Genomic DNA, 24090 nt, shown 5'->3' on the forward strand with positions numbered 1-24090 from the left:
ACCGGCTACGCGCCGCCGGTGATCAGGCGCGGTTGCGCCTGGGCGTGGGTCACCTCCCCGTCCTGCCACAGGGTGACCGCCACCGTCGCTTCGTACGCGCCGCTCAGCCGCACGCGCAGGTCGTCGTGGATCACCAGCGCACCGGTGGGCGCGGTCACGCCGAATTGCAGGCGCAGCAGCACACCCAGCGGTTCGGCGGCCCAGTCGGTGTGCCTGCCCTCGCCCAGCACCTCGGCGGTGACCGCCTGCGAGGCGAGCGGCAGATCCAGCAGGGCGGCAAGGGATTCCGCGTGCTCGATGTCGCCGGCCACCAGTCGCTCGGGCGGCAGCACCGCACCGAACCACGGGCGATCCAGCACCAGGGCGTCCGCGCCGTCGATCACCGCGCCGGACAGCGCGCGCACCCGCTGCGGGGGATCCAGGTCCTCCACGTCCAGGGTGCCGTCGGCCAGGGCCGCTGACATGCGCCGGTGGGTTTGCGAAATAGCCTCGGGCGAGGGGGTTTTCGCGGGATCGGAGAGCGCGTCGAGCAGCTCCTCGGCCAGGTGCGCGGTCATCACCTCGGGATCGGCCAGGATCGCGCGCAGCACGACCAGGTCCTGATAACCGAAACCGTCGAGCCGGGGTAGCAGGCCGTCGAAGTCGGTGTCGTCGGGATGCCGGTGGAAACCCAGTGGGACGCCGTCGATATGGGCGTAGCGGCGCAACCACCAGGCGGTGTAGCCGGCCCGGTCCGCCAGCAGCGGGCGGGTGTCGGGGTCCGAGAGCAACAGCCGCAGCGCATCCGGCCACGAGTCCTCGTCCACCAGGTCGAGGTCGCGGACCGCGCGCAGCTCCGGCGGATCCTCGGCCAGGCCCTCCCACCATTCCTCGGCGCCGTCGAGGTGATGGTCCGGGCCGGTCGGGTCGGCTTCGGCGATGACGGTGAAACCCCAGCCGACGCCGATCGCGCGCAGCGCCTGCTCGCCGTGCCGCGCAACGGTTTCCGGGTCGACGGTGCCGAACGGCGAATCCTCGTCGAGCAGGCTCGCCAGGGGTGCGCCGGGCAGCAGCAGTTCGTCGGCGGGCAGCAATTCACCGGTGCCGGAGGGCAATTCGATGAGGCTGAGCCAGGTGGGCAACGCGCCCGGGGTGGCGGTGGCGTGCCCGGCCAGGCTCAGCACCGCGTCGACGGTGTCCGGGTCGCTCGGATCGTCCTCCAGGATCGCCTGCAGGCCCGGGTCGTTGAGCAGATCCTCGGCGGTGGCGGGGCGGGCGCCGAGCCGGCCGAGCAGCTCGTGCGCCGCCTCCGGGTGCACCAGGCGCGCCCAGTGCACGGGGGCGGCGCTCTCCATCTGGTCGTCGAGCACCACGGTGCGCGGGCCGGTCACGAGCCGCCCGTCGGCCAGCGGGACCGCCAGCGCGCCGAGCTCCTCGACCGCGAGCGGGTCGAGCACGAAGGGTTCGAGGGCGTCGTAGAACGAGTACCACCAGGTCGGTTCCCGGTCCAGGCTCGCCGAGAGCTCCGCGATGCGCGCGAGCCCGAGCCGGTGCACGTCCAGCACCGACAGCGCGTCGGCGACCGCGCGGCCCGACAGTTCCGGAATCACCAGCGGGCCCACGATATCGGCGAGCATGGCCGCCAATTCCTTTGTCACGCCCGTGAATACACTGGCCCGTCGTGGTCTCTCGACGGCCGCGGTCGGGACGATGGAGGTCGGGGCGGAGGGCACGGCGCCGCTGACCACGGACCAGGAGTCGGCCCCGAACTCGTCGTCCGCGGTGACGGGGTCATCGTCGAGCACCGCGTCGTCGTCACCCGGCCGCGCATCGCCGACGCGGCGATCCCACTCGCCGGGGGGCGTCGCGGGGTGCTCCGGAGCGGCGGCCAGGGCGGCGTCGACGTCGAAGACCGGGTCGGCCACGGCGGGGGCGGCCACGGTGAGCACCGGCAGCCAGTCCTGGTCGCGCAGTTCGGCTATCAGCGCCTCACGCAGGAGGTTGTCGGCCTCGCTGCGGGCGAAGGCGGGGGGCGGGACCAGCACCAGGCGGTCGGCGGGCGGGAGGGCGCGGGCGAAATCGGCGTAGCCGGTGGCCAATTCGGCCGGGCGTGCGCCGGGGAGCAGGCGGCGGCGGTCCGGCTGCATGGCGATGTCGGCGATGAGCAGCGCGGGGAGGGAGAGCTCCTCGTCCGAGCGGGTGGGGGCGCGCAGCACGTCGGGGCGCGCGGGTACCGGGCGGCCGGCCCGCAGGGGCAGCAGCCAGCGGGCATGTTTGGTGCGGTACTGCCACCAGCGGCGTTCGTCGGCGTCGGTCTGCGGGTCCGCGCCCGAGACGCGCAGTTCCTGCAGGCCGCCGTCGAGTTCGGTCACCGTGCTGCTGATCTCGTGGTCGCCGATGCGAATACTCGCCAGCGCGGGTAGCTCCAGCAGCAGATCCACCGCCTCGGCGCGCATGGTGGTGAGCAGGGCGGCGGCGTCCACGTCGTCGCGCAGGCGCAGCACCACCTCGCTGTCGAAGCCGACCGCCGGGCGTTCGTCGAGCGCCCAGGCCAGCCGCAGCGCGGGCGGCACGAACTCCGCCTCGGTCTCCGGGATGGCGATGCCCTGCGCGCCCAGCAGCGCCCAGGTTTCGGCCCGGGAGAATCGCACCGAGCCCCCGCGCGACCGGAATTCGATCTCCTCGGACACGGTCAGCACGGCGGTGAAGCCCACCCCGAACCGGCCCACCGTGGGCTCGGACCCGAGCTTGTTCGACGCACGCAACGCGGTCAGCGCGTGCACACCTGAAATGTCAAGTCCCACACCGGTATTGGCGACATGTAGCACTCGGCCCTCGAGCCACACCGCGACCCGCCCCGGCACCCCGGCCTTGGCCGCGGCGTCGGCGGCGTTCTGCGCCAGCTCGGTCAGCAGCCGATCCCGATACCCCGACCGCACCAGGTCGGCCTCGGTCGTGGCGTCCTCCCGCAACCGGGTCGGCGACCCCTGCCACGCGGCCACCACCCCGGCCCGCAGCGCAGCGGTATCGAACGGATCCCCCACTCCCCTGTCGCCGTTCACTCCACGCACCCCTTCCGCTCTGATCACACCGAACCGCGCACACCGCGGCAACTCTCGCACGACCACCGGCGGACCGGCCCCGCGAGCGGGAGCGACGAGTCCCGACCGGCCCGCACGGGGCGATCGCGCCTGAGCCTCACGTCGAAGTCCGGCCCGCGCACGTTACCGGCACGGCGGGGCGTGCACCCGGAAACCGGCGCGCGCGGCCCGGGACACGGACCGCGCGCAATGTCGAACGGATGAAACTACTCTGCCGCAGCGCCCGAATCGGTCGGGTCGGACTCGGCATCGACCCTGACCTCGGCGACGGCCCAGGCGTCATCGGTGACCGAGTCGGGATCGAGGTCGAAGAGCCCGGGGGCGGGCTCGGCCGCGGCGGACTCGGGAACCTCGGGCGCGGGGCCGGATTCGACGCCGGCGGACGCCGCAGCGGGCTCGGCCCCTGCGGGTTCGGCGCTCGCTCCGGCGACAACCTCAGCGGCGGTCGCGGTCTCGCCGACGGCTGCCGACTCGCCGGCGGTCGCGGTTTCGACAATGCTCGCGGCTTCGCCAGCGGTCGCGGACTCGCCAGCACTCGCGGACTGGCCAACGCTCGCGGTCTCTCCGGCGGTCGCGGTCTCGACAACGCTCGCGGACTCGGCAGCGGTCGCGGACTCGACAGCACTCGCCGACTCGACAGCACTCGCCGACTCGACAGCACTCGCGGACCCGCCAACGCTCGCGGACTTACCAGCACTCGCGGACTCGCCAACGCTCGCGGACTCACCAGCGGTCGCGGACGGGTCAACACCCTCGCTCGCGGTTTCGCCGGTGGCGGCGTCCGCAGCGGGCACGGAATCCGCCTCGGCGGTGGCGGCTTCCGGCGCGGTCTCCGTGACCCGCGCCGATTCGGTTTCGGCCGAACCGGTTTCGCCGGGTTCGGGGGCGGCGGCCGGGCGGAACTCGCTGTTGGGGATCAGGTCCACCGCGGCGTCGTCGTAGGCCTCGTAGGCCGGGGAGCCCGCGCCGGTGGGGAGCTCGGTGTCCGAATGCGCGCCGCAGCCGTATTCGGTGTGCACCACGCGCCCGTCCGCGCCCATGGCATTGGCGCAGACGCCGAAGGCGGCGTGCAGGGCGCCGGCGAGGGGCACGAAGAAGCCACAGCGGCCGCAGGTCGAGGGTGCGGCGCGGGCCATGTCGGTGTCGGGGCCGAACTCGGAGAACCAGCGGTCGGCGGCGTCCTCGCGGCCGACGCGGCTCAGCACCTGGGTGCGGCCGAAACCGAGTTCGAGCACGACCTCGTCGATTTCCGGGTCGCCGGTGGCGAGGTATCCGGGCACCAGGCGCGGATCGTCCAGCGGCGGGGCGAGCAGGTCGCCGGGGGCCAGATCGCCGGGGCGAATGCGCTGATCCCACGGCAGGAAGTCGGGCGCGACCAGCGCCTCGGGACCGGGTAGCAGGGCCGATTCACTCACCGTCACATGGCCGGCCTCCGGGGGCGCGGCCACCACGACCGCCCAGTGCCAGCCCCGATAGCCCGGCAGGGTGGCCTCGAAGTAATGCGTGGCCGCCGAATCACCCTCGGCCGTCACACCCACATGCACGCCCACGCCGAACGGCTCCAGCTCCAGGAGCGCACGGCGAGCCAGATCGACCGCCTCCGCCAGGATCGGCCGTACAACGGACTCCGAAACTCCAACCGCGCTCACGCCCTACATTTTGCCGTATGGAGCGCAAACGTCATGCACCGGTAGCGAGCGTCCCGGTCGCGGTGGCCGTCGCCACGGCCTTGGCCGCCACGACCACCGCATGTTCCGACCCCGGCGACACGCCGAGCCTGCGTGTCGAAGTGGTCTCGACCCGTCCGCACGACACCGCGGCGTTCACCGAGGGCCTCGAAGTGGACGGCCCCGTGCTGTACGAGAGCACCGGGCTGCCCGGCCGGTCCTTCATCCGGACCAGCGAGTTGGCGACCGGCAGGGAACTCGCCCGCGCCGATCTGCCCGCACCGCTGTTCGGCGAGGGCATCACCCGGGCCGGAAACCTGCTCTGGCAGGTCACCTATCGCGAGGAGATCGCCATCGCCCGCGATCCGTCGACCCTGGCCGAAATCCGCCGCACCAGCTATGACGGCGAGGGCTGGGGCCTGTGCACCCGCGACGGCCGCATCGTCATGAGCAACGGCAGCGACACCCTGACCTTCCGAGACCCGGTGACCTTCGAACCCACCGGCACGGTCACCCTGACCAGCCGTTCCGGCACCCGGATCAACGAACTCGACTGCGCCCCGGACGGTTCGATCTACGCCAACGACTGGCCCACCGAGACCATCGTCCGCATCGACCCCGACACCGGTGACGTCCTGGACGTCATCGACGCCTCCGGCCTGCTCCCGAAGCAGGACCGCACCCGCGACACCGACGTCCTCAACGGCATCGCCCACCTGCCCGGCACCGACCGCTTCCTGCTCACCGGCAAGAACTGGCCCACCAGCTACGAGGTCCGATTCGTACCGGCCGGGGACGAGTGAACGTCCCGGCACGAAGGTGAGTTCGCGCCGGCGAACGCTGCGCGCCGGTCCCGACACGAGGTCCATTCGTACCGGTTGCGAACGAATGCGGGCCTCGGCGCACCGGTGCGTTTCAGGCCGGCGAACGTTGTGCGCCGGTTCCCGCACGAGGCCCGAATCTTGCTGGGCGGCGGTATGCGAAGGACCGGCACAAGGTCCGATTCGTTCCCGCCGGATCCGGGGAAAATCCCGGCACGCGGTGCGTGAATGTCGCGATTGTGGCGGGTCGCACCGGCGGTAGTGCAGCCGCTGTCGCTCGGCACTGCAAGAATTGGGTACGTGCCAACTCCCCGTGACCCGAACGCCGACGCCGGTCGGTGGGGGGACGAGGAGTCTCCCGTCCTCGATCGCCACCCCGGCTTCGACCGCTATCCCCCGGCTAATACCCCGGATCAGCGCGTCCCGCCGACCCCGGACGCCCCCGGCGGCGCACGCGCGGCGCAGCCCGCCGCCCCGGGCAGCGCGCCGGCGCGCGGGAGCACCGCGCGCTGGTCGCGACGCCGCGTCGAAGCGCCGCCCACCCGGCCCCTCGCCGGGCACGGGGACGCCGCGAACCACGACGACCACCCGACCCGCCCGGCCCCGGCCGCGAATCAGCGTGCGCGCGAGCAGGATCCCCCGCCCGCCCGCGGCGAACCGCATCCCACCCGCCCGGAGACGTCGCCGGGCCAGGAGTTCGCACAGGGCGCGGCCGCCGAACCCGAGTACACCGGATTGCACAAGCCGCCACGGAAATTGACCGTCACCCGGGTCGCGGCGCGGCGCAGCCGGGAACTGACCGAACGCGGCATAGCCACCTTCCAGCGCGCGGCCAAGGCCGACGGCGCGGAGGAATCGGGCCTCACCGCGCTCGTCTACGCCACCATGGCCAATTTCGCGACGGACGCCGCGGTCGCGGTGGCCCTGGCCAACACGCTCTTCTTCGCCAGCGCCACCGCCGAATCCAAGACCAAGGTCGCGCTGTATCTGCTCATCACCATCGCCCCGTTCGCGGTGATCGCGCCGCTGATCGGGCCGATGCTGGACCGCCTGCAGCGCGGCAGGCGACTCGCGCTGGCGGGTTCGTTCGCGATCCGCGTGGGCGTGGCGCTGCTGCTGATCTTCAATATCGACAACTGGGCGCTGTATCCGCTCGCGCTCTGCATGATGATCCTGAGCAAATCGTTCTCGGTGCTCAAGAGCGCGGTGACCCCGCGCGTGCTGCCGCCGGGAATCGACCTGGTGCGCACCAACTCCCGGCTCACCGTGTTCGGCCTGGTGGGCGGGACCCTGGGCGCGGGCGGCATCGCGGGCCTGATCGCGGTGATCGCGCATTCGCCCGGCGTGCTGGTGTTCGCCGCCTGCCTGGCCGCACTCGGTGCGTACCTGAGTCTGCGGATTCCGTCCTGGGTCGAGGTCACCGAGGGCGAGGTGCCCGCGACCCTGACCTATCACGGGTCCGATTCGCGCACCGAGGTATTGGAACCGGGCCAGGACGTCACGGTGCAGCCGAGCCGCCGCCGCCAGCCGCTGGGCCGGGCCGTGGTGACCGGCCTGTGGGGCAACGGCACCGTCCGCATCCTGACCGGCTTCCTGACCTTCTACGTCGCCTTCGTCGCCAAGGCCACCGAACACCGCCCGGCACAGCAGGCCGCCATGCTCGGCATCGTCGGCGCGGCCGCGGCGCTGGGCAATTTCGCCGGCAACTTCAGCGGGGCGCGCATGAAGCTGGGCCGCCCGACCCCGATCGTGCTGGCCTGCACCTGCGCCTGCGTGGGCGTCGCGGTGGCGGCGGCGCTGCTGAACAATCTCATCGGGGCGGCGGTCGCGACGCTGGTCGCGGCGGGGGCAAGCGCCCTGGCCAAGGTGTCGCTGGACGCCTCGATCCAGGACGACCTGCCCGCGGAGTCCATCGCCTCGGGCTTCGGGCGTTCGGAGACCGTTCTCCAATTGTCCTGGGTGCTGGGCGGTTCCATGGGCGTACTGCTGCCGACCGTGTGGTGGGAAGGTTTCGCCGCGGTCACGGCGGTCATGGCACTTGGATTGATACAAACCGTCGTCAGCTACCGTGGGCATTCGCTGCTGCCCGGTTTGGGCGGTAACCGACCGCAACACGCGAAGCAGGAGATCCCCGGCGCACACGGCGCCGGCGAACCCACTCAGTGACGGACAGGAACCAACGGTGAGCACACCCAAAGCCCGCACGATCGTCGCACTGCTCGCGGCCCTGCTCGTGGTGGCCGTGGCCTATTTCGCCGTCATCGCCTACGTCGCCCGCGACGTGGAGGCGCCGGACCCGCAGATCACCGCGTACGCGCACGGCAAGTCGGTGACCGTGGACCCGTTCATGTACTGCACCGTCCACGTCGAGAACAACATGCTCGATCTGCGCGACTGCGAGGAGAGCCAGTTCGTGGCCGCGCTGGACGTGCCGCCGGGCTACCCGCTGCAGCTGTCGCTGCCCAAGCAGATCTCCGACGCCCCGTGGCAGATGGTGATGGTCTACGCGCTGCCGGACGGCACCGCGGTGAAACAGGTTGCCACGCACCGCGACTACCCGGAGAACGCGCGCGCCATCACGGTGCAGACCCCGCCCGACCCGCGCCTGCAACTGGCCGTGGTGGAGATCCAGCTCCCGGTCCCGGCCCGCGACGCGGACGGCAACGAGGGCTACATCCCGCACGCGGTCTGGTCGATCCAGAGCATCCAGAAGGATTCCTAGCGGGCCGAATCCCGCGCGTGGTCCGGGCCGCGCGCCCCGGACCACGCGCCACGAATGCGAGGCCCGGCCTTCGGCGCGAACCCGGCCCCGGCCGGAATCCCCACTCACACAACGGGCCCCGGTGAGCGTCAGCTCACCGGGGCCCGAATGTCCTACGCGACCACAACTAGTGGTCGAGCTCCCGAGCCACGCCGCGCACCACTTCCGCGATCCGCTGGGACATCTTGCGATCCGGGTACTTGCCCCGGCGCAGGTCCGGCTGCACCTTGGTCTCCAGCAGGGTGATCATGTCCTCGATGAGGCCGTGCAGCTCATCGGTGGACTTGCGGACGACCGGCGCCTCGTTCGAGCGGCGGCGCTCACCGCGTTCGGCGCGCTCGTTGCGCAGCGGCGGCGGGGTCTCCAGCAGCTTGAGGCTCAGCGCTTGCGGCCCGCGGCGACCGGCGGCCATTCCGAACTCCACCCGCTGCCCGGGCTTGAGCGCCTCGACACCCTCGGGCAGGGCCGACGATCGAACGTAGACGTCCTCACCCTCATCCTGGGAAAGGAAACCGAAGCCCTTTTCGACGTCGTACCACTTCACCTTGCCGGTCGGCACTGCGCTCACCCGTTCACTATTCGATGCCCGGGACTATCCGGGCACTGTCGTGATTGTCGGACCAATCGTCCGCAACCTTCACCGTTTGCGAAAAGAACGCGCCCCACAGCTAGGCAGGACGCGAATGACATCGAGTCTACCCCGGTGTGAATAGCGCGAGCACATCAGTTTTACGGTCTTCACGTGTCCGACTCTTCTTCGCGGCAGGCTCCGCGCAGGTCCGGCGGCTGGCCGCTCACCATCATCATCGCTTTATTCGCGGTGGGGTTGCTGGCGATCATCGCCATCTTCGTCATCGGTCTGCTGACCGATACCGAGCCATGGTTGTGGCTCTATCTGGTCGCGATGCTCTCGCCGCTCGCATTTCTGCTCGGCATCGGCTACGCGCTGTGGTCGGGCCGCCGCGCGCGTTAGTCCGGCACACCCGTCGCACGGATATGGGCGGGGCAATTTCCGATGCCGCGCGCGCACCGCTTCCGATGCCGTGGCGTACCGCGCAATTCACCGTACCGGCCGACGCCGACACGACGGATTGCCCCGTTCGCCACGGCTGCACACTTGTGATCTTCATCACATAACGAAACGGTCACGGCAGGGTGACGGACGCCTATCGGCGCGGGCTCGCCGCGACCACCTGCACAGAAGCGAAACGGAACCCGTTGCGCCGGATAGCGACCCGACGGACACGACGGTTACCAAATGGTGATTTTTGACCGAGACCGCCGTATGGTCACTCATCAGCCGGGTCAGCCCGGCGCCACCGGCCCGCCGCACCAACCTCACCCCGCGGGTACGGACCCCCAACTGGACGAAGGGGTGAGGGCGAGAAACAGCGCGCAGCAGCGCGCCGGGCCGGACGACCTCTCAGTTCGCCCCCGGTAGTCGGTCTCGCAGGAGCGTACGAGAGGAACGACCCGAACATGAGTGGACGCCATCGCAAGCCGAGTAACACCGGACGCACCGTCGCCAAGGTCGCACTGACCAGCGCGATCGTCGGCGGTGCAGGAGTGGCCCTGGCCGGAAACGCCAGTGCGGCACCCGACTCCGACTGGGACCGTCTCGCACAGTGTGAGGCCGGCGGTAACTGGGGCATCAACACCGGCAACGGTTACCAGGGCGGGCTGCAGTTCTCGCCCAGCACCTGGAAGGCCCACGGCGGCGGCGATTACGCCGCGACCGCCAACCAGGCCAGCCGCGAGCAGCAGATCGCCGTCGCCGAGAAGGTGCTCGCCACCCAGGGCTGGGGCGCGTGGCCGTCCTGCTCGTCGAGCCTCGGCCTGACCAGCGGCCCGACGCAGCGCACCGCGCCCGCGCCGCAGCAGGAAGCGCCGCGCTGGAACCCGAACCCGGGTCCCGCCCAGGCCGCCAACGGCGCCCAGGAAGTCTTCCAGGCCGTGGATCGCGCGGTGGAAGTTGTCCAGCAGCAGGGCATTGCGATCCCGCAGCCGGTGATGGACTTCTTCAACGCCACCAAGGCCGGCGGGCAGCTCGACCCGCAGATCGTGAACTTCTACCAGGCGAACAAGGGCCTGCTCCCGGGCTGAGCCGTCACCGTTCGCACTGCGCAAACGCCCCGCATCAATGTCGATGCGGGGCGTTTGTGATTCGCATGCCAGAATGAGGCCGTGGTGAACAAATCGAAGAAACCCTACGTCGACAATGGCTGGCCGGAGACGGCCCAGGGAGACCACGCGGTCACCGAGCTTTCCTCGACCCGCTCGGGTGGACTCTCGCCGTACGGCGAGGACACCGAGTTCCCGCTTCCGGTCGATCAGCTGCCCTACGTGCATCCGCACACGGTCATCAACCGCTGATTCGCCTCACATCCGACAACCATGCGGTTATCGGCGCGGCACACTGTCCGGCGACCGCCGCGGACGCGACCCCGGTCGCCGCGGCGGTCGCTGAACCGCGCCCGATTCCGCCGTTGCGTCGTACCCGTGTCCCGGGTCGGGTGAAGTGACCGACACCGCCCCCAAGGCCCGAAAGAGCCGCGCCGCCAAGGCCGCTCCGATTCCGGCAACCCTCCCCGAATGGCTGGCCGCGCTCAGCGACGACCAGTTGGTCGCCCTGCTGCAGCTGCGCCCGGATCTGGCTGTGCCGCTGCCGGGCACCATGGCCGTGCTGGCGGGCCGGACCGAACAGCGGGCCTCGGTGCTGCGGGCCACCGACGAACTCGACACCCTCGATTTCGCGGTCATCGAGACCCTGGTGGTGCAGGGCGCCGCGGATCCGCGCACCGGCGCGCCCGTGCCCAGGCCGCGCCTGCGCGAACTGCTGGGCGATCGGGTCACCGTCACCGCGCTGAACGCGAGCGTGGACAAACTGCGCGCCCGCGCGATCATCTGGGGCGCGGACGCCGAACTGCATCTCACCCCGGCCGCCCAGGAAGCGCTGCCGTGGCCGCTGGGCAGCACCACCGAGCTGCCGGACGCGCTCACCGAACCCGAGATCGCCGCGGCCCTGGGCGAATTGAGCATCCAGGAACGCGGCCTGCTGGAGAAGCTGGCCACCACGGGCCCGCGCGGGCGCACCCGGGACGCGGCGCCCGGCACCCCGGCGGACCGGCCGGTGCCCCGGCTGCTGGGGCTGCGCCTGCTGAACCGGATCGACGAGGAGACGGTGGAGCTGCCCGTCTCGGTGGGTCAGGTGCTGCGCGGGGAACCGGTCACCGATCCGCACGCGCTCGCCGCCCCCAAACCCGCGCTGATCAAACTGGCCGCCGCCGACGTGAACGCCGCGGCCGCCGGCGAGGTCGGTGAACTGCTGCGGCACAGCGCCGCCGTGCTCGAGGTGCTGGGCCAGGCGCCCGCGCCGGTGCTGCGCTCGGGCGGACTCGGCGTGCGCGAGGCGCGGCGCGTGGTCAAGCAGACCGGGGTGGACGAACAGCGGGTCGGCCTGCTCGCCGAGGTGCTGGCGGCGGCACGGCTGCTGGATCGGGGCACGCCCGAGCCGGCCCCGGACGCGGGCGACGACGACTTCTGGGCGCCCACCGCGGTGTCCGACGCCTGGCTGGCCGTGCCGCCGGCGCGGCGCTGGGTGCTGCTCGCCCAGGCCTGGCTGGAGCTGGACCGCTTCCCGTGGATGATCGGGCTGCGCGACGCCAACGACAAACCCCTGGCCGCGCTCTCCCCCGAGCTGCGGAACGCGCACGCGGTGCGCGATCGCCGCGCCATCCTGAGCCTGCTGGCCGAATATCCCACCGGCACCACCGTGTCCACCGCCGATCTGGGCCGCGCGCTGGCGTGGCGGCAGCCGCGCTGGCGGCGGCACTACCGGTTGGAGTCGGTGGAGCGAACCCTGGCCGAGGCGCAGGCGCTCGGCCTGGTGGCACGCGGGGCGATCACCTCCGCCGGCCGTGCGTTGCTGCACGGTAGCCAGGAGGACGCCGAGTCCGAGATGGCGGCCGCGCTGCCCGCACCCGTGGATCACGTACTGGTGCAGGCGGATCTGACGGTCATCGCGCCCGGGCCGCTGATTCCCGACCTGCAGGATCGGGTGTCGCTGGTCGCGGACGTCGAATCCGCCGGTGCGGCAACGGTGTACCGGGTCAGCGAGAACTCGGTGCGGCGGGCGCTGGACGCGGGCGCGACCGCGGCCGAACTGCACCACCTGTTCACCACCCACTCGCGCACCCCCGTGCCCCAGGCGCTGACCTATCTCATCGACGATGTGGCCCGCAGGCACGGCCGCCTGCGCGCGGGAATGGCGCAATCCTTCGTGCGCAGTGAGGATCCCGCGCTGCTGGCCGAGGTGCTGGCCGCGCCCGTCGCCGGTGAGCTGGCGCTGCGCGCGGTGGCGCCTACGGTCGCGATCTCCCAGGCCGCGCTCGGCGAGGTGCTGGAGAAGCTGCGCGCCGCGGGTTTCAGCCCGGCGGGCGAGGATTCCTCCGGGGCGATCGTGGACCTTCGTGCGCGGGGCGCCCGCATCGCCGGGCGCGGGCAGCAGAAGCAGCAGTGGCGGCCCAATCCGCCCTCCCCCGACCAACTCCGGTCACTGGTCGCCGAACTGCGCGCCGGTGAGCGCGCGGCCCATGCCCGGGGCGGGCAGACCGTGCGCGCGGACGGTTCCCGCACGACCACCACCGCCACCATGAACCTGCTGCAGCTCGCCGCCCGCACCCGCCGCAGCGTGCACATCAGCTACGTGGACGCCGCCGGCGTCGCGACCCAGCGCGTGGTCGAACCGCTGAACATCACCAGCGGTCAACTCGACGCCGTCGATCCGGTGACCGGCGCGGTCCGCCAGTTCACCCTGCATCGCATCGCCTCGGTCGCCCTGATCGACTGACGTCCGCGCGAACGCGAAAACCCCGGGACAACGTCACTGGGACGCCGCCGCCGGGGTTTCACCGAAGGCCACGATCGAATTCGCCGCCCGCCCGGGTTCGGGCGAAGCCAGGTTCCGTCGGGGGTTCGGGGGGCGAAGCCCCCGAGAGTCGGCCGATCTACTTGGGGTTGCCCAGGCAGAAGGTGATCTTGGCTTCGGTCAGGGCGTGGAAGTTGGTGTCGGTGGCCGGATCGCAGAGGAACTCGTCGGCCTGGCCGTCGACCCGCTTGGTCACCTTGAAGCTCGCCTCGGGGGCGTTGCAATCCACGAACTTGTAACCGGTGGTGGGGCTTTCGTTGTAGCAGGCGCCCTCCTTGAAGTTGGGCGTCAGGCACAGGAACGCGGTCGTGCCACCGTTGAGCGTCTCCTCGTAGGAGGTCTGCTCGTCCTTGCACTCGGTCTTGGTGTCGAAGACCTGGGCGATCTTGTAGACCGCCTTCTCCGAGGAGCAGTCGATGGGCTCCGTCTTGGAATCGACCATCGAGCCCTCGATGACGTTGATGCAGTCACCGACCTTCGACTTGGCGGTCTCGGATTTGCTGGCGTCCTTGATCATCGAACACCCGGTGACGGCCAACATTGCCACGGCCATCGCCACCAGGGCGATGACGAGGCGCGTGATCAGCCTCGTACCTGCGAACTTCACGTGCGAAAACCTTTCTCACCGAACCATTCACGGCTGCCGTGAACGCGGTGAGGATACCTGTGCGAGATCGGCGGCCGCAGCACCGCGGCCGCCTGTTTCCGACGTGCGAGCCGAAGATCTCAGAGCATGGACAGTCCGCGCATACCCAACCAGGCGTAACCGAGCATCATCGGGAGCAGTTGGGTGAACAGCTGCGGGCTGAAGGCGATCATGTGTTCCCTCTCGATCTGGGCGCATGTCCAGCAGCGGCGCCTCGCACGTGTGTCGTTCCCGGGCGAACGGTCGTTACACCCGCGAACCCAGAAAATATTCCCGGTCAGCGCCCGGATCCGCTACCCGCCGAACCGGAGTCGGCCGAACCCGGGGACGAACCCGAATCCGCGGAACCCGAACCCGATCCGGAGTCCGCGGAACCCGCGGACGAACCGCCCGATCCGGTGCCCACGGGCCCGGTGGGCACGGTCGCGCCCGGGGAGCCGGGCCGGTTGATGTAGACGCTGACCGGCCCCGAGCCGGCGGCGGTCACGGTCACCAGGCGCGCACCCGGCGCGGAGGTCACCGTCCCGCCGTCCACCCGCACCTCGTAGCCGCCGGGGTAGTGCAGATCCGATACGTAGATCTCGGTCGGCGCGGCGAGCGCGCGCGGGGTGTAGCGGTAGGCGAAATCGCCGTCGGCCGGATCGAAGATCATGCGCCCCGGCGTGCCCGCGGTCGCCCGCGGATAGGTGCGCACGAGTTCGCGGCCGATGTCGCCGAGGAACGGATCCGGGCGCGGGCCGCCCGCGCCGAACCGCGAGGAGTAGTGCCAGTACTGCCAGCCGATGAAACGCTCGTCGGCGCGTTTCAGGGTGTTGCGCAGCACCGTCGGGTCGCCGTCGCCGAATTCGGTGACCACCGTGGGCAGATCGGTGCGCGCGGTGAAGCTGTCGATGTTGCCCCAGGTCTTGTCCTGCTGCACCGGGCACAGGCCGCGCAGGAACGCGGGCAGGCCGAGATAGATCGCCAGCTGACTGGGGATGCAGTAGTCGTGCGGGGCGAAGGCGATCTGCGGCGCGGTGATCGGCGGATTCTTGCCCAGGTTCGTGGGCATGGTCTCGTTCCAGGTCACGTTGGGTTCCCAGAACACCATGATGTCGCCGTTGCGCGCTCGCACCGCGTCGGTCAACTTCTGCATGGCCCCTTGATATTTGGCGTCGAAGCCGGGGCAGCCGTTGGGGAAGCAGGACAGGAACGGGGTGCCCGGCCAGGGCTCGTTGATCAACTCGATGCCGAGTACCCCCGCGCGCCCGTTCATTTCGGCGGCGAGCGCGCCGAGCGCCTGGCCCAGGTAGTCCAGGACGCCGTTGTTGTTGTTCCACACCTCGTCCCAGCCCAGGTTCATGCTGGGCATGAGGTAGTAGAGCGGGAAGCCGAGGTTGGGTTCGAGGGCGCTCGGGCGGGAACTCAGCGACCATTCGGGAAAGCCGTTGCCGCCCCAGATCTTCGACAGCCCGTCCTGGTGATTGTCGAGCAGGGTGTGAATTCCGTACTGCGCCAGGGTGTCCACCACCGCGCCGACCCGGTCCAGGTAGGCGGTGTCGACCACGCCGCGGGTGGGCATCAGGCCGTCGAAGGAGACCCCGAGCCGCACGGTGTTGAAGCCGTGCCCGGCCAGCAGCGCCGCGTCCTGGTCGGTGAGGGTGAAGCCGTCGCCGAGTTCGACGTAGGGCGCGTCCTTGTCCACGTTGTTCACACCGTGCAGCAGCACGACGCGTCCGGATTCGTCGACGAAGTCGCCGCCCTCGATGTGCAGGGTCTCGCCCGCCGGTGCGGCGGTCGCGTTCGGCGGCGCGGTCAGTAGCGCGGCCCCGAGCGCCGCGGTGATCAGACCCGCCGCCCATCGTCCGCCTCGGTGTCCCCTGCGCATCGGCAACCTCTATTCAGGTGTCGCCGCCCGATCTCGTGCACCGGGCGGTGTGGATCAATCGTCCAACTTGGACAGTTGCCCAAGTTGGGTGTGATCGTAGCCACGAAAACTGGGGGCTTGATCGTTTCGGCCGAAATACTCGAGCCGCGGTGGACGTTGTCCACGCTCGACGAGCGCGCCCGGCCGTGCCGGACACCAGAACCGTCCCCACCCGCCCGGCCCCCTGCCCGTCACCGGCGGTGCTCGCGCCGGTGGTAGCGGACCCGCGCTCCGCGCGACAACCTGTCGGCGCGATCAGGAACAATGGACAACGGCCCGATCGGGTCCGACAAGCCAGGAGGTGCCGTGACCGATTCGGTCCAGGGTCCGCTCATCGTTCAAAGCGACAAGACACTACTGCTGGAGATCGACCACGCCGCGGCCAACGCCGCCCGCCAGGCCATCGCACCCTTCGCCGAGCTCGAACGCGCGCCCGAACACGTGCACACCTATCGCATCACCCCGCTGGCGCTGTGGAACGCGCGCGCGGCCGGGCACGACGCCGAGCAGGTGGTGGACGCGCTGGTGAAGTACTCCCGGTACGCGGTCCCGCAGCCGCTGCTGGTGGACATCGTCGACACCATGGCCCGGTACGGCCGCCTGCAGCTGGTGAAGAATCCCGCGCACGGCCTGACCCTGGTGAGCCTGGATCGCGCGGTGCTCGAGGAGGTGCTGCGGCACAAGAAGCTCGCGCCCATGTTCGGCGCGCGTGTGGACCCGGACACCGTGGTGGTGCATCCCTCCGAGCGCGGGCGCATCAAGCAGATGCTGCTCAAGATCGGCTGGCCGGCCGAGGACCTCGCCGGGTACGTCGACGGCGAGGCGCACACCATCGACCTGGACTACTCCGGCGGCAACTGGCACCTGCGCGACTATCAGGAACTGGCCGCCGACTCGTTCTGGGCGGGCGGCTCGGGCGTGGTGGTGCTGCCCTGCGGCGCGGGCAAGACCATGGTCGGCGCGGCGGCGATGGCCAAGGCCAAGGCGACCACCCTCATCCTGGTCACCAATACCGTGGCCGGGCGGCAGTGGCGGCGCGAGCTGCTCGCGCGCACCTCGCTCACCGAGGACGAGATCGGCGAATACTCCGGCGAGCGCAAGGAGATCCGCCCCGTCACCATCGCCACGTACCAGGTGATCACGCGGAAATCCAAGGGCGAGTACCGGCATCTCGAGCTGTTCGACAGCCGCGATTGGGGCCTGGTCATCTACGACGAGGTGCACCTGCTGCCCGCGCCGGTGTTCCGTATGACCGCGGATCTGCAGTCGCGCCGCCGCCTCGGCCTGACCGCGACCCTGGTGCGCGAGGACGGCCGCGAGGGCGACGTGTTCTCGCTCATCGGCCCCAAGCGCTACGACGCGCCGTGGAAGGACATCGAGGCGCAGGGCTGGATCGCCCCGGCCGACTGTGTCGAGGTCCGGGTGACGCTGACCGACGCCGAGCGCATGGCCTACGCGGTCGCCGAGCCGGAGGAGCGCTACAAGCTGTGCTCGACCGCGCGCACCAAACTGCCGGTGGTGGAATCGATTCTGGCCCGGCACCAGGGTTCGCCGAGCCTGGTGATCGGGGCGTACCTGGATCAGCTCGAGGAACTGGGCGCGCATCTGAACGCGCCCGTCATCCAGGGCTCCACCCGCACGAAGGAGCGCGAGGAGCTCTTCGACGCCTTCCGGCGCGGGGAGATCCCGGTGCTGGTGGTGTCCAAGGTCGCGAACTTCTCCATCGATCTACCGGAAGCGTCTGTGGCGGTTCAGGTTTCGGGCACCTTCGGCTCGCGGCAGGAGGAGGCGCAGCGACTCGGGCGGCTGCTGCGACCCAAACAGGACGGCGGCCAGGCGCACTTCTATTCGGTGGTCGCGCGTGACACCCTGGACGCCGAATACGCCGCGCACCGGCAGCGTTTCCTGGCCGAGCAGGGGTATGCCTACCGCATCACCGATGCGGACGACCTGCTGGGGCCGACGTTAGGATAACTGGAGAGACAGCCTCCAGTAGGCGAGAGGGAACGCACGTGCGACGCTTCGAATTCGCGGTGGACCGTGAGCATGCCCGGGCGGTCAACGAAGTCGTCGCGGATCTGCGGCGGTTGCGGGTGGTGGCGATCGGGGCGGCCGTGCTGCTCGGGGTCGGCACCGCCTACCTGGTGTGGCTGGATCATCCGTGGTCGTACCTGCTCGCGGTGGCGTTCGCGCTGGGCGCGGCCACCTCGCTGTTCATCGGGCTGTGGACCCCGCACCGGGGCCGGGTCGACAAGCTGTACGCCGCAGGCGAACTCGTGCCGGCGGTGGTGTCGGAGATCAACGGCCGCGGGGTCCTGCTGCTGGCGCTCGTGAAGCTGGCCAAACCCAGTTCGGACGGGCCGCGCTACGCGCTGGTGACGCGCTCGGTGCGCACGCTGCCCGGCCATCACGCGCGCGCCGGGGAGCGGGTGCCCGCGGTCACGGTCCGGGTCGATCGGGCACCGGGGTCGGTCGATCTGCGGCAGACGGTCAGCGCCATGCCCATCGCCTGGGGCACCCGGGATCTGAACGTCATCGAACGGGCTCGCGCCGCCATCCGCGAAGTGGAGTGGCAGCTGCTCACCGATAATCTCGACCTGGCCGCCAAGGCCCGCCGGGTCGACGCCAAGCGACTGCTGCTCGATCCCCAGCAGCTGCCCGAGGAACTGCGCGGGTAGCCCGCCGTCGTTCCGGCGAAAAGGCTTGTGCCGCTGAGTAGCATCGACAGGATGATCCCCGGCGCGAATCTGGTGGCCTTCTTCGTTGCCGCCGTGGCCCTGATCGTCATCCCCGGTCCGGGCGTGCTGTTCGTCATCGGCCGCGCACTCACCCACGGCCGCCGGGCCGCGATGTTCTCCGTGCTCGGGCATTCCGCCGGGGTGCTCGTGGTCCTGCTGTTCGTCGCCGCCGGTCTCGGCGTGGTGATCGCGGCCTCGGCCATCGCGCTCACCGTGGTGAAACTGGCGGGCGCGGTGTATCTGATTCACCTGGGAATACAGGCGATTCGGCAGCGCCGGTCGCTGCGCGAGGCCTGGGAGGCGTCCGCCGATCCGGGCGAAGGCGGGCGGATGCTGCGACAGGCGTTCCTGGTCGGAGTGAGCAACCCGAAGGCCATCATCTTCTTCTCGGCGGTGCTGCCGCAGTTCGTCGCGCCCGAGGGCGGGCCCGTCCCGCTGCAGCTGCTGATCTTCGGATTGATCTTCATCGGCATCGCGCTGGTCTCGGACTCCTCGTGGGCGTTGATGGCCGGGCTCGCCCGGGAGTGGTTCGCGCGCTCGCCCAAGCGGCTGGAGGCGGTCGGCGGCGCGGGCGGCGTGATGATCATCGGGCTGGGCGCGAGCGTCGCGGTGTCCGGCTCCACCAGCCACTGACGCCGGGGCCGCCGGCCGCGATCGGCGCCCCAGCGAAGGGGCCGCAACGAGTCGGTTGCCGGGCTCACGAGCGCACGGCGGCTAGCATCGCCTCATCGGCGATGAACGCCGGAAAGGGGTTTGCGCGGCGCATGAGCAGCACGAAGTGGCGGCGGTACACCGTGATCGGCGTCGCGGCGCTGGCCGTGGCGACGGCGAGTCCGGCGCGGGCCGAGGTGAGCGATCCGTTCGTGGGCGCGGCGGGTGTGGGCGACCCCTACTATCCGCTGGACGGCAACGGCGGTTACGACGTCCGGCACTACGACGTCACTCTCGGCTACGTGCCGCAGACGCACGAGTTGACCGGTTCCACCCGGGTGGACGCGACCGCGACGCAGCCGCTGCGCATGTTCAACCTCGACTACAGCGGGCCGCCGGTCACCAAGGTGTCGGTCAACAATCTGCCCGCCTGGTTCGAGCGCACCGGCGAGCACGAACTGGTGCTCACGCCGCTGCTGCCGCTGCTGCCCGGGCTGCCGTTCTCGGTGCAGGTCGACTACGCGGGCGCGGTGACCGACACCGACGGCGAGGGCTGGGTGCTGTCCCCCAGCGGCGGGGCCTTCACCGCGGGCGAACCGCATTCGGCCAGCAGCTGGTATCCGCTCAACGACACGCCTTTGGACAAGGCCACTTTCACGCTGCACGCGACGGTGCCCGCCGAATGGGAGGTCATGTCGATCGGGGCGAAGGTGCGGGACGAGGTGCGCGGCGCGGATCGCACCGTGGATTTCGAGATGCGCCAGCCGGTGATCGGCTATCTGACCACCATCGCCATCGACCGGTTCGAATTCCTGGAGCAGCGGCGCGCCAACGGCACCCCGCTGCTGAGCGCGTTCGCGCCGGAGGCGATGAAGGCGATGGAGACCGAACGGCGACTGCCCGAGATCCTGGATTTCAGCGAGGAGCTGTACGGGCCCTACCCGTTCGACACTGCGGGCGGGATCTACGTGGACACCGAACTCGAGTTCTCGCTCGAGACGCAGTCCCGGCCCATCTACGCGCCCTGGACCGAACTCGACACGGTGGTGCACGAGATCGCCCATCAGTGGTGGGGCGACTCCATGTCGGTGAAGCAGTGGTCCGACATCTGCCTGAACGAATGCTTCGCCAGTTACACCGCGGACTACCTGTGGCCCGAGCGCAAGGAGGGTAAGGACGTGGACGCGATGTACCACGAGACCCTCGACGAGTTCTACGGCAATCCCAAGTTCTGGCAGAACGCGCTGCAGAACCCCGGCGCCGGAAAGGAATTCACCTCGGTCTACTACCGGGGGCCGCTGTTCCTGCACGCGCTGCGCCGCACGATCGGGGACGCGGTGTTCTTCCCCGCGATCCAGGAGTTCGTGAGCACGCACCGCTTCGGCAACGCCTCGATGCCGGAGTTCCGGAAGTTCATGCAGTCCAGGACAACCCACGAGCTGACCGGATTCTTCGAGGCGTGGCTGGATCGCACCGAGCCGCCCGCCGACGAGTACCTGTACCCGGGCAGCCTGCACCTGTAGCGCGAGTCCCGGGCCGGTGCGGGTGCGGCCCGGCGACGGCGCACCAGTCGCCGCCGGTGTACTGCCGCTCGCGCGCAACAGGATTCGCGTGGACTCAGGCGGGCAGCGGACGGGCTCGGTCGGTGGCGACGAGGGCGGCCATCGCCCCCAGCACCGTGCCGGTGACGTAGCGCTGGGCGCGCAGCCAGAGCGGGCGGCCGCCGAGGAAGGTCGCGACCGCGCCCGCGCTCACCACGATCAGCGCGTTGACCGTCAGGGCCACCGCGATCTGCACCGCGCCCAGCGACAGGCTCTGCAACCACACGCTCCCGGCCGCGGGAACCACGAACTGCGGGATCAGCGCCATGTACATGATGGCGATCTTGGGATTGAGCAGGTTGGTGACCAGGCCCATGGTGAACAGCCGCCGGGCCGGGTCCGCAGGCAGCTCGGCCGGCGCGAACGCCGACACCCCGCCCGGCCGCAGCGTCTTCCACGCCAGCCAGCCCAGATACGCCGCCCCGGCCAGCTTCAGCGCCAGATACAACCCGGGCACCACCGCGAACACCGCGGTGATCCCGGCCGTGGCCGCCGCCAGATACACCGCGAACCCCACCGCGACCCCGGCCAGCGAGACGAAACCGGCCCGCCGCCCCTGCGAGACGGTCCGCGACACCAGATACATCATGTTCGGCCCCGGCGTCAGCACCATCGTCAGTGCCGCCGCCGCAACCCCGAGCACCGCCGCAGTTCCGATCATGTCCTCGATCCTGCGCGACCGGCCGCGCCCTGTCGCGGTCCAGTCGGCGACCGCTGGACCGCACGGCGACCAACACGGCACGACGCGAGCTCGCCGGCCATCCGACGGCGCGGGCGGCCGCGCACGCCGCATCCGAACCGACATGAGCCGTCCCCGCTGCTCGCAGGCCAGAAGAAGCGCGGGGGGCGTCAGGAACGAATCCGCCGATGTCCGACCACTGCTCGGCGGCCGGGGGCGGGGCTACCTGGTCGCGGCGGTGCTGCCCGCGCGCAGGCGGCGGACGCCCTCGGCGATCGTTTCCTCTTTCTTGCAGAAGGTGAAGCGCACCAGGTGATTCCAGCTCGCCTTGTCGTCGGCGAAGACGCTGACCGGGACCGCCGCCACGCCGAGGCGGGCGGGGAGTTCGCGGCAGAAGTCGTAGGCGTCGGTCGCGCCGAGGGGGGTGATGTCGGCGCAGACGAAATAGGTTCCGTCGCTGCGTTTCACGCCGAAGCCCGCCTCGGACAGGGCCGCGGACAGGCGCAGGCGCTTGTCGGCGATGGTGTCGCGCAACGCCTCGACCCAGTGTTGTTCGTGGGTGAGGGCGTGCGCGATGGCGGGCTGGAACGGGCCGCCGCCGACGAAGGTGAGGAACTGCTTGGCGGCGAGCACCGCGTCCAGCAGCGGGGCGGGGGCGCAGGCCCAGCCGATCTTCCAGCCCGTGACGCTGAAGGTCTTCGCGGCGCTGGAGATCACGATGGTGCGCTCGTACATGCCGGGCAGCGTCGAAATGCTGTGGTGCCGATGCCCGTCGAAGGTCAGGTGCTCGTACGCCTCGTCGGACATGACGTACAGGTCGTGTTCGATGGCCAATTCGGCGATGGCGGTGAGATCGGCGAGCGAGAGCACGGTGCCGGTGGGGTTGTGCGGCGAATTCACCAGCAGCATCCGGGTTTTCGGCGTGATCGCGGCGCGCAGGCTGTCCAGGTCCAGGACGAAGCCGTCACCGTCGGGCACCAGTCGCGCGGTGCGGCGGTGCGCGCCCGCCAGCGCCACGGCCGCGGCGTAGGAGTCGTAGTACGGCTCGATGAGCACCACTTCGTCGCCGGGCTCGACCAGGCCCAGGATCGTGGCGGCGATGGCCTCGGTCGCCCCGACCGTCACCAGGATCTGGCTGTTCGGGTCGTAGTGGGTGCCGTAGCGCCGGACCCGGTCCACCGCGATGGCCTGGCGCAGCGCGGGCACCCCGCGGCCGGGCGGGTACTGGTTGAAGCCGTCGGCGATGGCCTGACGGGCGACCTCCAGCATGCCCGCGGGCCCGTCGGTGTCGGGGAAACCCTGCCCCAGATTGACCGCACCGTGCCGCACGGCGAGCTCTGTCATCTCCGCGAAGATCGTCGACGCGTACGGGCGCAGCCGGGCGACGGTGGGAATTTCGGGCATGCCCGGAGAATAGTCGAACCGGGCGCGCCGAGCCGCCCGGCCGGGTTCGGCGCGGCCGCTCGCTCCCAGCTCAGCGCGATGTCCCGCGGGGCTCGAGCGCGGGCCGGGCAGCTCGGCGACGGGTTCACGTCGGCATTTCCCCCGCCGAGCACACGGCTCGCCGGGGGTGCGCCGGGCGCGGCGCGCATTCGGATCAGCGCGAGCTAATTCGGCAGCCGGACGCCGGTGAGCTTGGCCGGATTCACCAGATCGTAGATGCCCCAGACCTTTCCGTCCCGCACGGTGTAGCCGTAGATCCGCATGGGGGTGCCCGGGTAGCCGTTCTCCGAGGCGCGCTCGTGAATGAGCATGCCCAGCTGCCCGTTGACCAGCACGGGTTCGAAACCGCCCGCGAGACGTTCGGGATCGTTGAAGCCGTACCGGGCGCGCAGGCCCAGCCACAGGCGGGTGTTCTTCTCCGCACCCTCCACGATGTTGATCGCGGTGCCGGTGGTGCCGCCGGCGTCGCCGATGGTGCGCGCGTCCGGGTGCAGCGCGGCGATCACGCTGTTCACATCGCCCCGCAGCAGCGCCTCCAGGAACTGCTGCACGGCGAGGTTGTGTTCCTCGTCCGGGACTGGTTCGGGCGTGTGCGCCAAGGCTTTCCGGGCGCGCACCGCCAGTTGCCGCGCGGCCTCGACCGAGATGTCGAGCACGCCGGCGATCTCGTCGAACGGCACCCCGAAGCCGTCGTGCAGCACGAAGGCCACCCGCTGCGGCGGGGTCAGCGCGTCCATGACGACCAGGGCGGCGAATCGGCAGTCCTGTTTGCGCACCAGCGCGGCCAGCGGATCGGGGGTGCTGGACGGCGCGGCGGAGGTGACGATGGGTTCGGGCAGCCACTGCCCGACGTACTGTTCGCGGCGGACGGCGGCGCTGCGCAGCCGGTCCAGGCAGATGCGGCTGACGACCGTGGTGAGCCAGGCGCGCAGGTCCTCGATCTCCGATTGCCGGGCCACGGCCAGGCGCAGCCAGCCCTCCTGCACGGCGTCCTCGGCGTCGGCGACACTGCCCGTGAGGCGGTAGGCCACCGACAGCAGGTGGGACCTGTGGCCTTCGAACAAGTCGGCGAGCAGAGCGGCAACCATCGCTCCGATGCTACGGAGGGGACCCGGCCCGGCCCGCACCGGACCCGCAAACCCGGTGCGCCCGTGCGCGGTTCCGTGTCAG

General features: G+C 70.6%; 19 protein-coding genes. 11 read left to right on the forward strand and 8 right to left on the reverse strand.

The features are described 5' to 3' along the window. Positions 1 to 5: 5 nt before the first annotated feature. Both ACFVBH_RS30245 and ACFVBH_RS30250 read right to left on the reverse strand, forming a co-directional pair. A complete protein-coding gene (locus tag ACFVBH_RS30245) occupies positions 6 to 2984 on the reverse strand; it encodes a sacsin N-terminal ATP-binding-like domain-containing protein (RefSeq protein ID WP_379006960.1) in 2979 nt (992 codons plus the stop codon). 302 nt (positions 2985 to 3286) lie between these two features. Then, positions 3287 to 4729, reverse strand: coding sequence for a DUF3027 domain-containing protein (locus ACFVBH_RS30250; protein ID WP_379006786.1), 1443 nt, complete (start codon positions 4727 to 4729; stop codon positions 3287 to 3289). Between the two features lie 17 nt (positions 4730 to 4746). On the opposite strand from ACFVBH_RS30250, the gene ACFVBH_RS30255 reads away from it, so the two are divergent. From ACFVBH_RS30255 to ACFVBH_RS30265, 3 genes are all read left to right on the forward strand, one after another. Continuing rightward, positions 4747 to 5550 carry a glutaminyl-peptide cyclotransferase gene (locus ACFVBH_RS30255; protein ID WP_354984435.1) on the forward strand — a complete coding sequence of 268 codons (804 nt, stop codon included), beginning with the start codon at positions 4747 to 4749 and terminating at the stop codon, positions 5548 to 5550. A gap of 318 nt (positions 5551 to 5868) precedes the next feature. Then, a complete protein-coding gene (locus ACFVBH_RS30260; protein WP_379006789.1) occupies positions 5869 to 7734 on the forward strand; it encodes an MFS transporter in 1866 nt (621 codons plus the stop codon). Positions 7735 to 7750: 16 nt separating this feature from the next. Further along, positions 7751 to 8290, forward strand: coding sequence for a DUF2771 domain-containing protein (locus ACFVBH_RS30265; protein ID WP_354985795.1), 540 nt, complete (start codon positions 7751 to 7753; stop codon positions 8288 to 8290). A gap of 166 nt (positions 8291 to 8456) precedes the next feature. Here ACFVBH_RS30265 and ACFVBH_RS30270 read toward each other — a convergent pair whose 3' ends face one another. Continuing rightward, positions 8457 to 8888, reverse strand: a complete 432-nt coding sequence (locus tag ACFVBH_RS30270; protein WP_379006962.1) for a cold-shock protein — start codon at positions 8886 to 8888, stop codon at positions 8457 to 8459. A gap of 183 nt (positions 8889 to 9071) precedes the next feature. Between ACFVBH_RS30270 and ACFVBH_RS30275 the strand changes: the two genes are divergently transcribed. From ACFVBH_RS30275 to ACFVBH_RS30290, 4 genes are all read left to right on the forward strand, one after another. Continuing rightward, positions 9072 to 9302, forward strand: coding sequence for a hypothetical protein (locus ACFVBH_RS30275; protein ID WP_354985796.1), 231 nt, complete (start codon positions 9072 to 9074; stop codon positions 9300 to 9302). Positions 9303 to 9808: 506 nt separating this feature from the next. Continuing rightward, positions 9809 to 10432, forward strand: coding sequence for a resuscitation-promoting factor Rpf1 domain-containing protein (locus tag ACFVBH_RS30280; RefSeq protein WP_354985797.1), 624 nt, complete (start codon positions 9809 to 9811; stop codon positions 10430 to 10432). Positions 10433 to 10513: 81 nt separating this feature from the next. Further along, positions 10514 to 10702, forward strand: coding sequence for a hypothetical protein (locus ACFVBH_RS30285; RefSeq protein ID WP_354985798.1), 189 nt, complete (start codon positions 10514 to 10516; stop codon positions 10700 to 10702). Between the two features lie 145 nt (positions 10703 to 10847). After that, positions 10848 to 13178, forward strand: a complete 2331-nt coding sequence (locus ACFVBH_RS30290; RefSeq protein WP_379006794.1) for a helicase-associated domain-containing protein — start codon at positions 10848 to 10850, stop codon at positions 13176 to 13178. Between the two features lie 157 nt (positions 13179 to 13335). Here the strand turns inward: ACFVBH_RS30290 and ACFVBH_RS30295 are convergent, their stop codons facing one another. Together ACFVBH_RS30295 and ACFVBH_RS30300 are read right to left on the reverse strand one after the other, a co-directional pair. After that, positions 13336 to 13863: a hypothetical protein gene (locus ACFVBH_RS30295; protein ID WP_354985799.1), complete on the reverse strand. Its 528-nt coding sequence runs from the start codon at positions 13861 to 13863 to the stop codon at positions 13336 to 13338. 316 nt (positions 13864 to 14179) lie between these two features. Then, positions 14180 to 15769: a cellulase family glycosylhydrolase gene (locus tag ACFVBH_RS30300; RefSeq protein WP_379006796.1), complete on the reverse strand. Its 1590-nt coding sequence runs from the start codon at positions 15767 to 15769 to the stop codon at positions 14180 to 14182. Between the two features lie 345 nt (positions 15770 to 16114). Here ACFVBH_RS30300 and ACFVBH_RS30305 point away from each other — a divergent pair, with 345 nt between their 5' ends. The 4 genes from ACFVBH_RS30305 (at position 16115) to ACFVBH_RS30320 (ending at position 20720) form a co-directional block, all read left to right on the forward strand. Beyond that, positions 16115 to 17782: a DNA repair helicase XPB gene (locus tag ACFVBH_RS30305; protein ID WP_354985801.1), complete on the forward strand. Its 1668-nt coding sequence runs from the start codon at positions 16115 to 16117 to the stop codon at positions 17780 to 17782. A 38-nt stretch (positions 17783 to 17820) separates the two neighbouring features. Continuing rightward, on the forward strand, positions 17821 to 18486 hold the full coding sequence (locus ACFVBH_RS30310) for a DUF3239 domain-containing protein (protein WP_379006799.1): 666 nt from the start codon (positions 17821 to 17823) through the stop codon (positions 18484 to 18486). A gap of 51 nt (positions 18487 to 18537) precedes the next feature. Beyond that, on the forward strand, positions 18538 to 19179 hold the full coding sequence (locus ACFVBH_RS30315; RefSeq protein ID WP_379006801.1) for a LysE family translocator: 642 nt from the start codon (positions 18538 to 18540) through the stop codon (positions 19177 to 19179). A 131-nt stretch (positions 19180 to 19310) separates the two neighbouring features. Then, complete coding sequence (locus tag ACFVBH_RS30320; protein ID WP_354985804.1) at positions 19311 to 20720, forward strand: M1 family metallopeptidase; 1410 nt, start codon at positions 19311 to 19313, stop codon at positions 20718 to 20720. 94 nt (positions 20721 to 20814) lie between these two features. Here ACFVBH_RS30320 and ACFVBH_RS30325 read toward each other — a convergent pair whose 3' ends face one another. From ACFVBH_RS30325 to ACFVBH_RS30335, 3 genes are all read right to left on the reverse strand, one after another. Beyond that, positions 20815 to 21459 carry a LysE family translocator gene (locus ACFVBH_RS30325; RefSeq protein WP_379006804.1) on the reverse strand — a complete coding sequence of 215 codons (645 nt, stop codon included), beginning with the start codon at positions 21457 to 21459 and terminating at the stop codon, positions 20815 to 20817. Between the two features lie 240 nt (positions 21460 to 21699). Next, positions 21700 to 22881 (reverse strand): pyridoxal phosphate-dependent aminotransferase, encoded by a 1182-nt coding sequence (locus ACFVBH_RS30330; RefSeq protein ID WP_379006806.1) that lies wholly within the window; start codon positions 22879 to 22881, stop codon positions 21700 to 21702. Positions 22882 to 23084: 203 nt separating this feature from the next. Further along, positions 23085 to 24008, reverse strand: a complete 924-nt coding sequence (locus ACFVBH_RS30335) for a sigma-70 family RNA polymerase sigma factor (protein ID WP_379006808.1) — start codon at positions 24006 to 24008, stop codon at positions 23085 to 23087. Between the last annotated feature and the right edge of the window lie 82 nt (positions 24009 to 24090).

The sequence above is a fragment of the Nocardia sp. NPDC057668 genome (assembly GCF_042799795.1).
GTDB lineage: Bacteria > Actinomycetota > Actinomycetes > Mycobacteriales > Mycobacteriaceae > Nocardia.

Coding starts and splice junctions, on each gene's coding strand:
- ACFVBH_RS30255 (WP_354984435.1), top strand. CDS start 4,747: ATGGAGCGCAAACGTCATGCACCGGTAGCGAGCGTCCCGGTCGCGGTG.
- ACFVBH_RS30300 (WP_379006796.1), bottom strand. CDS start 15,769: ATGCGCAGGGGACACCGAGGCGGACGATGGGCGGCGGGTCTGATCACC.
- ACFVBH_RS30320 (WP_354985804.1), top strand. CDS start 19,311: ATGAGCAGCACGAAGTGGCGGCGGTACACCGTGATCGGCGTCGCGGCG.
- ACFVBH_RS30315 (WP_379006801.1), top strand. CDS start 18,538: ATGATCCCCGGCGCGAATCTGGTGGCCTTCTTCGTTGCCGCCGTGGCC.
- ACFVBH_RS30280 (WP_354985797.1), top strand. CDS start 9,809: ATGAGTGGACGCCATCGCAAGCCGAGTAACACCGGACGCACCGTCGCC.
- ACFVBH_RS30330 (WP_379006806.1), bottom strand. CDS start 22,881: ATGCCCGAAATTCCCACCGTCGCCCGGCTGCGCCCGTACGCGTCGACG.
- ACFVBH_RS30335 (WP_379006808.1), bottom strand. CDS start 24,008: ATGGTTGCCGCTCTGCTCGCCGACTTGTTCGAAGGCCACAGGTCCCAC.
- ACFVBH_RS30325 (WP_379006804.1), bottom strand. CDS start 21,459: ATGATCGGAACTGCGGCGGTGCTCGGGGTTGCGGCGGCGGCACTGACG.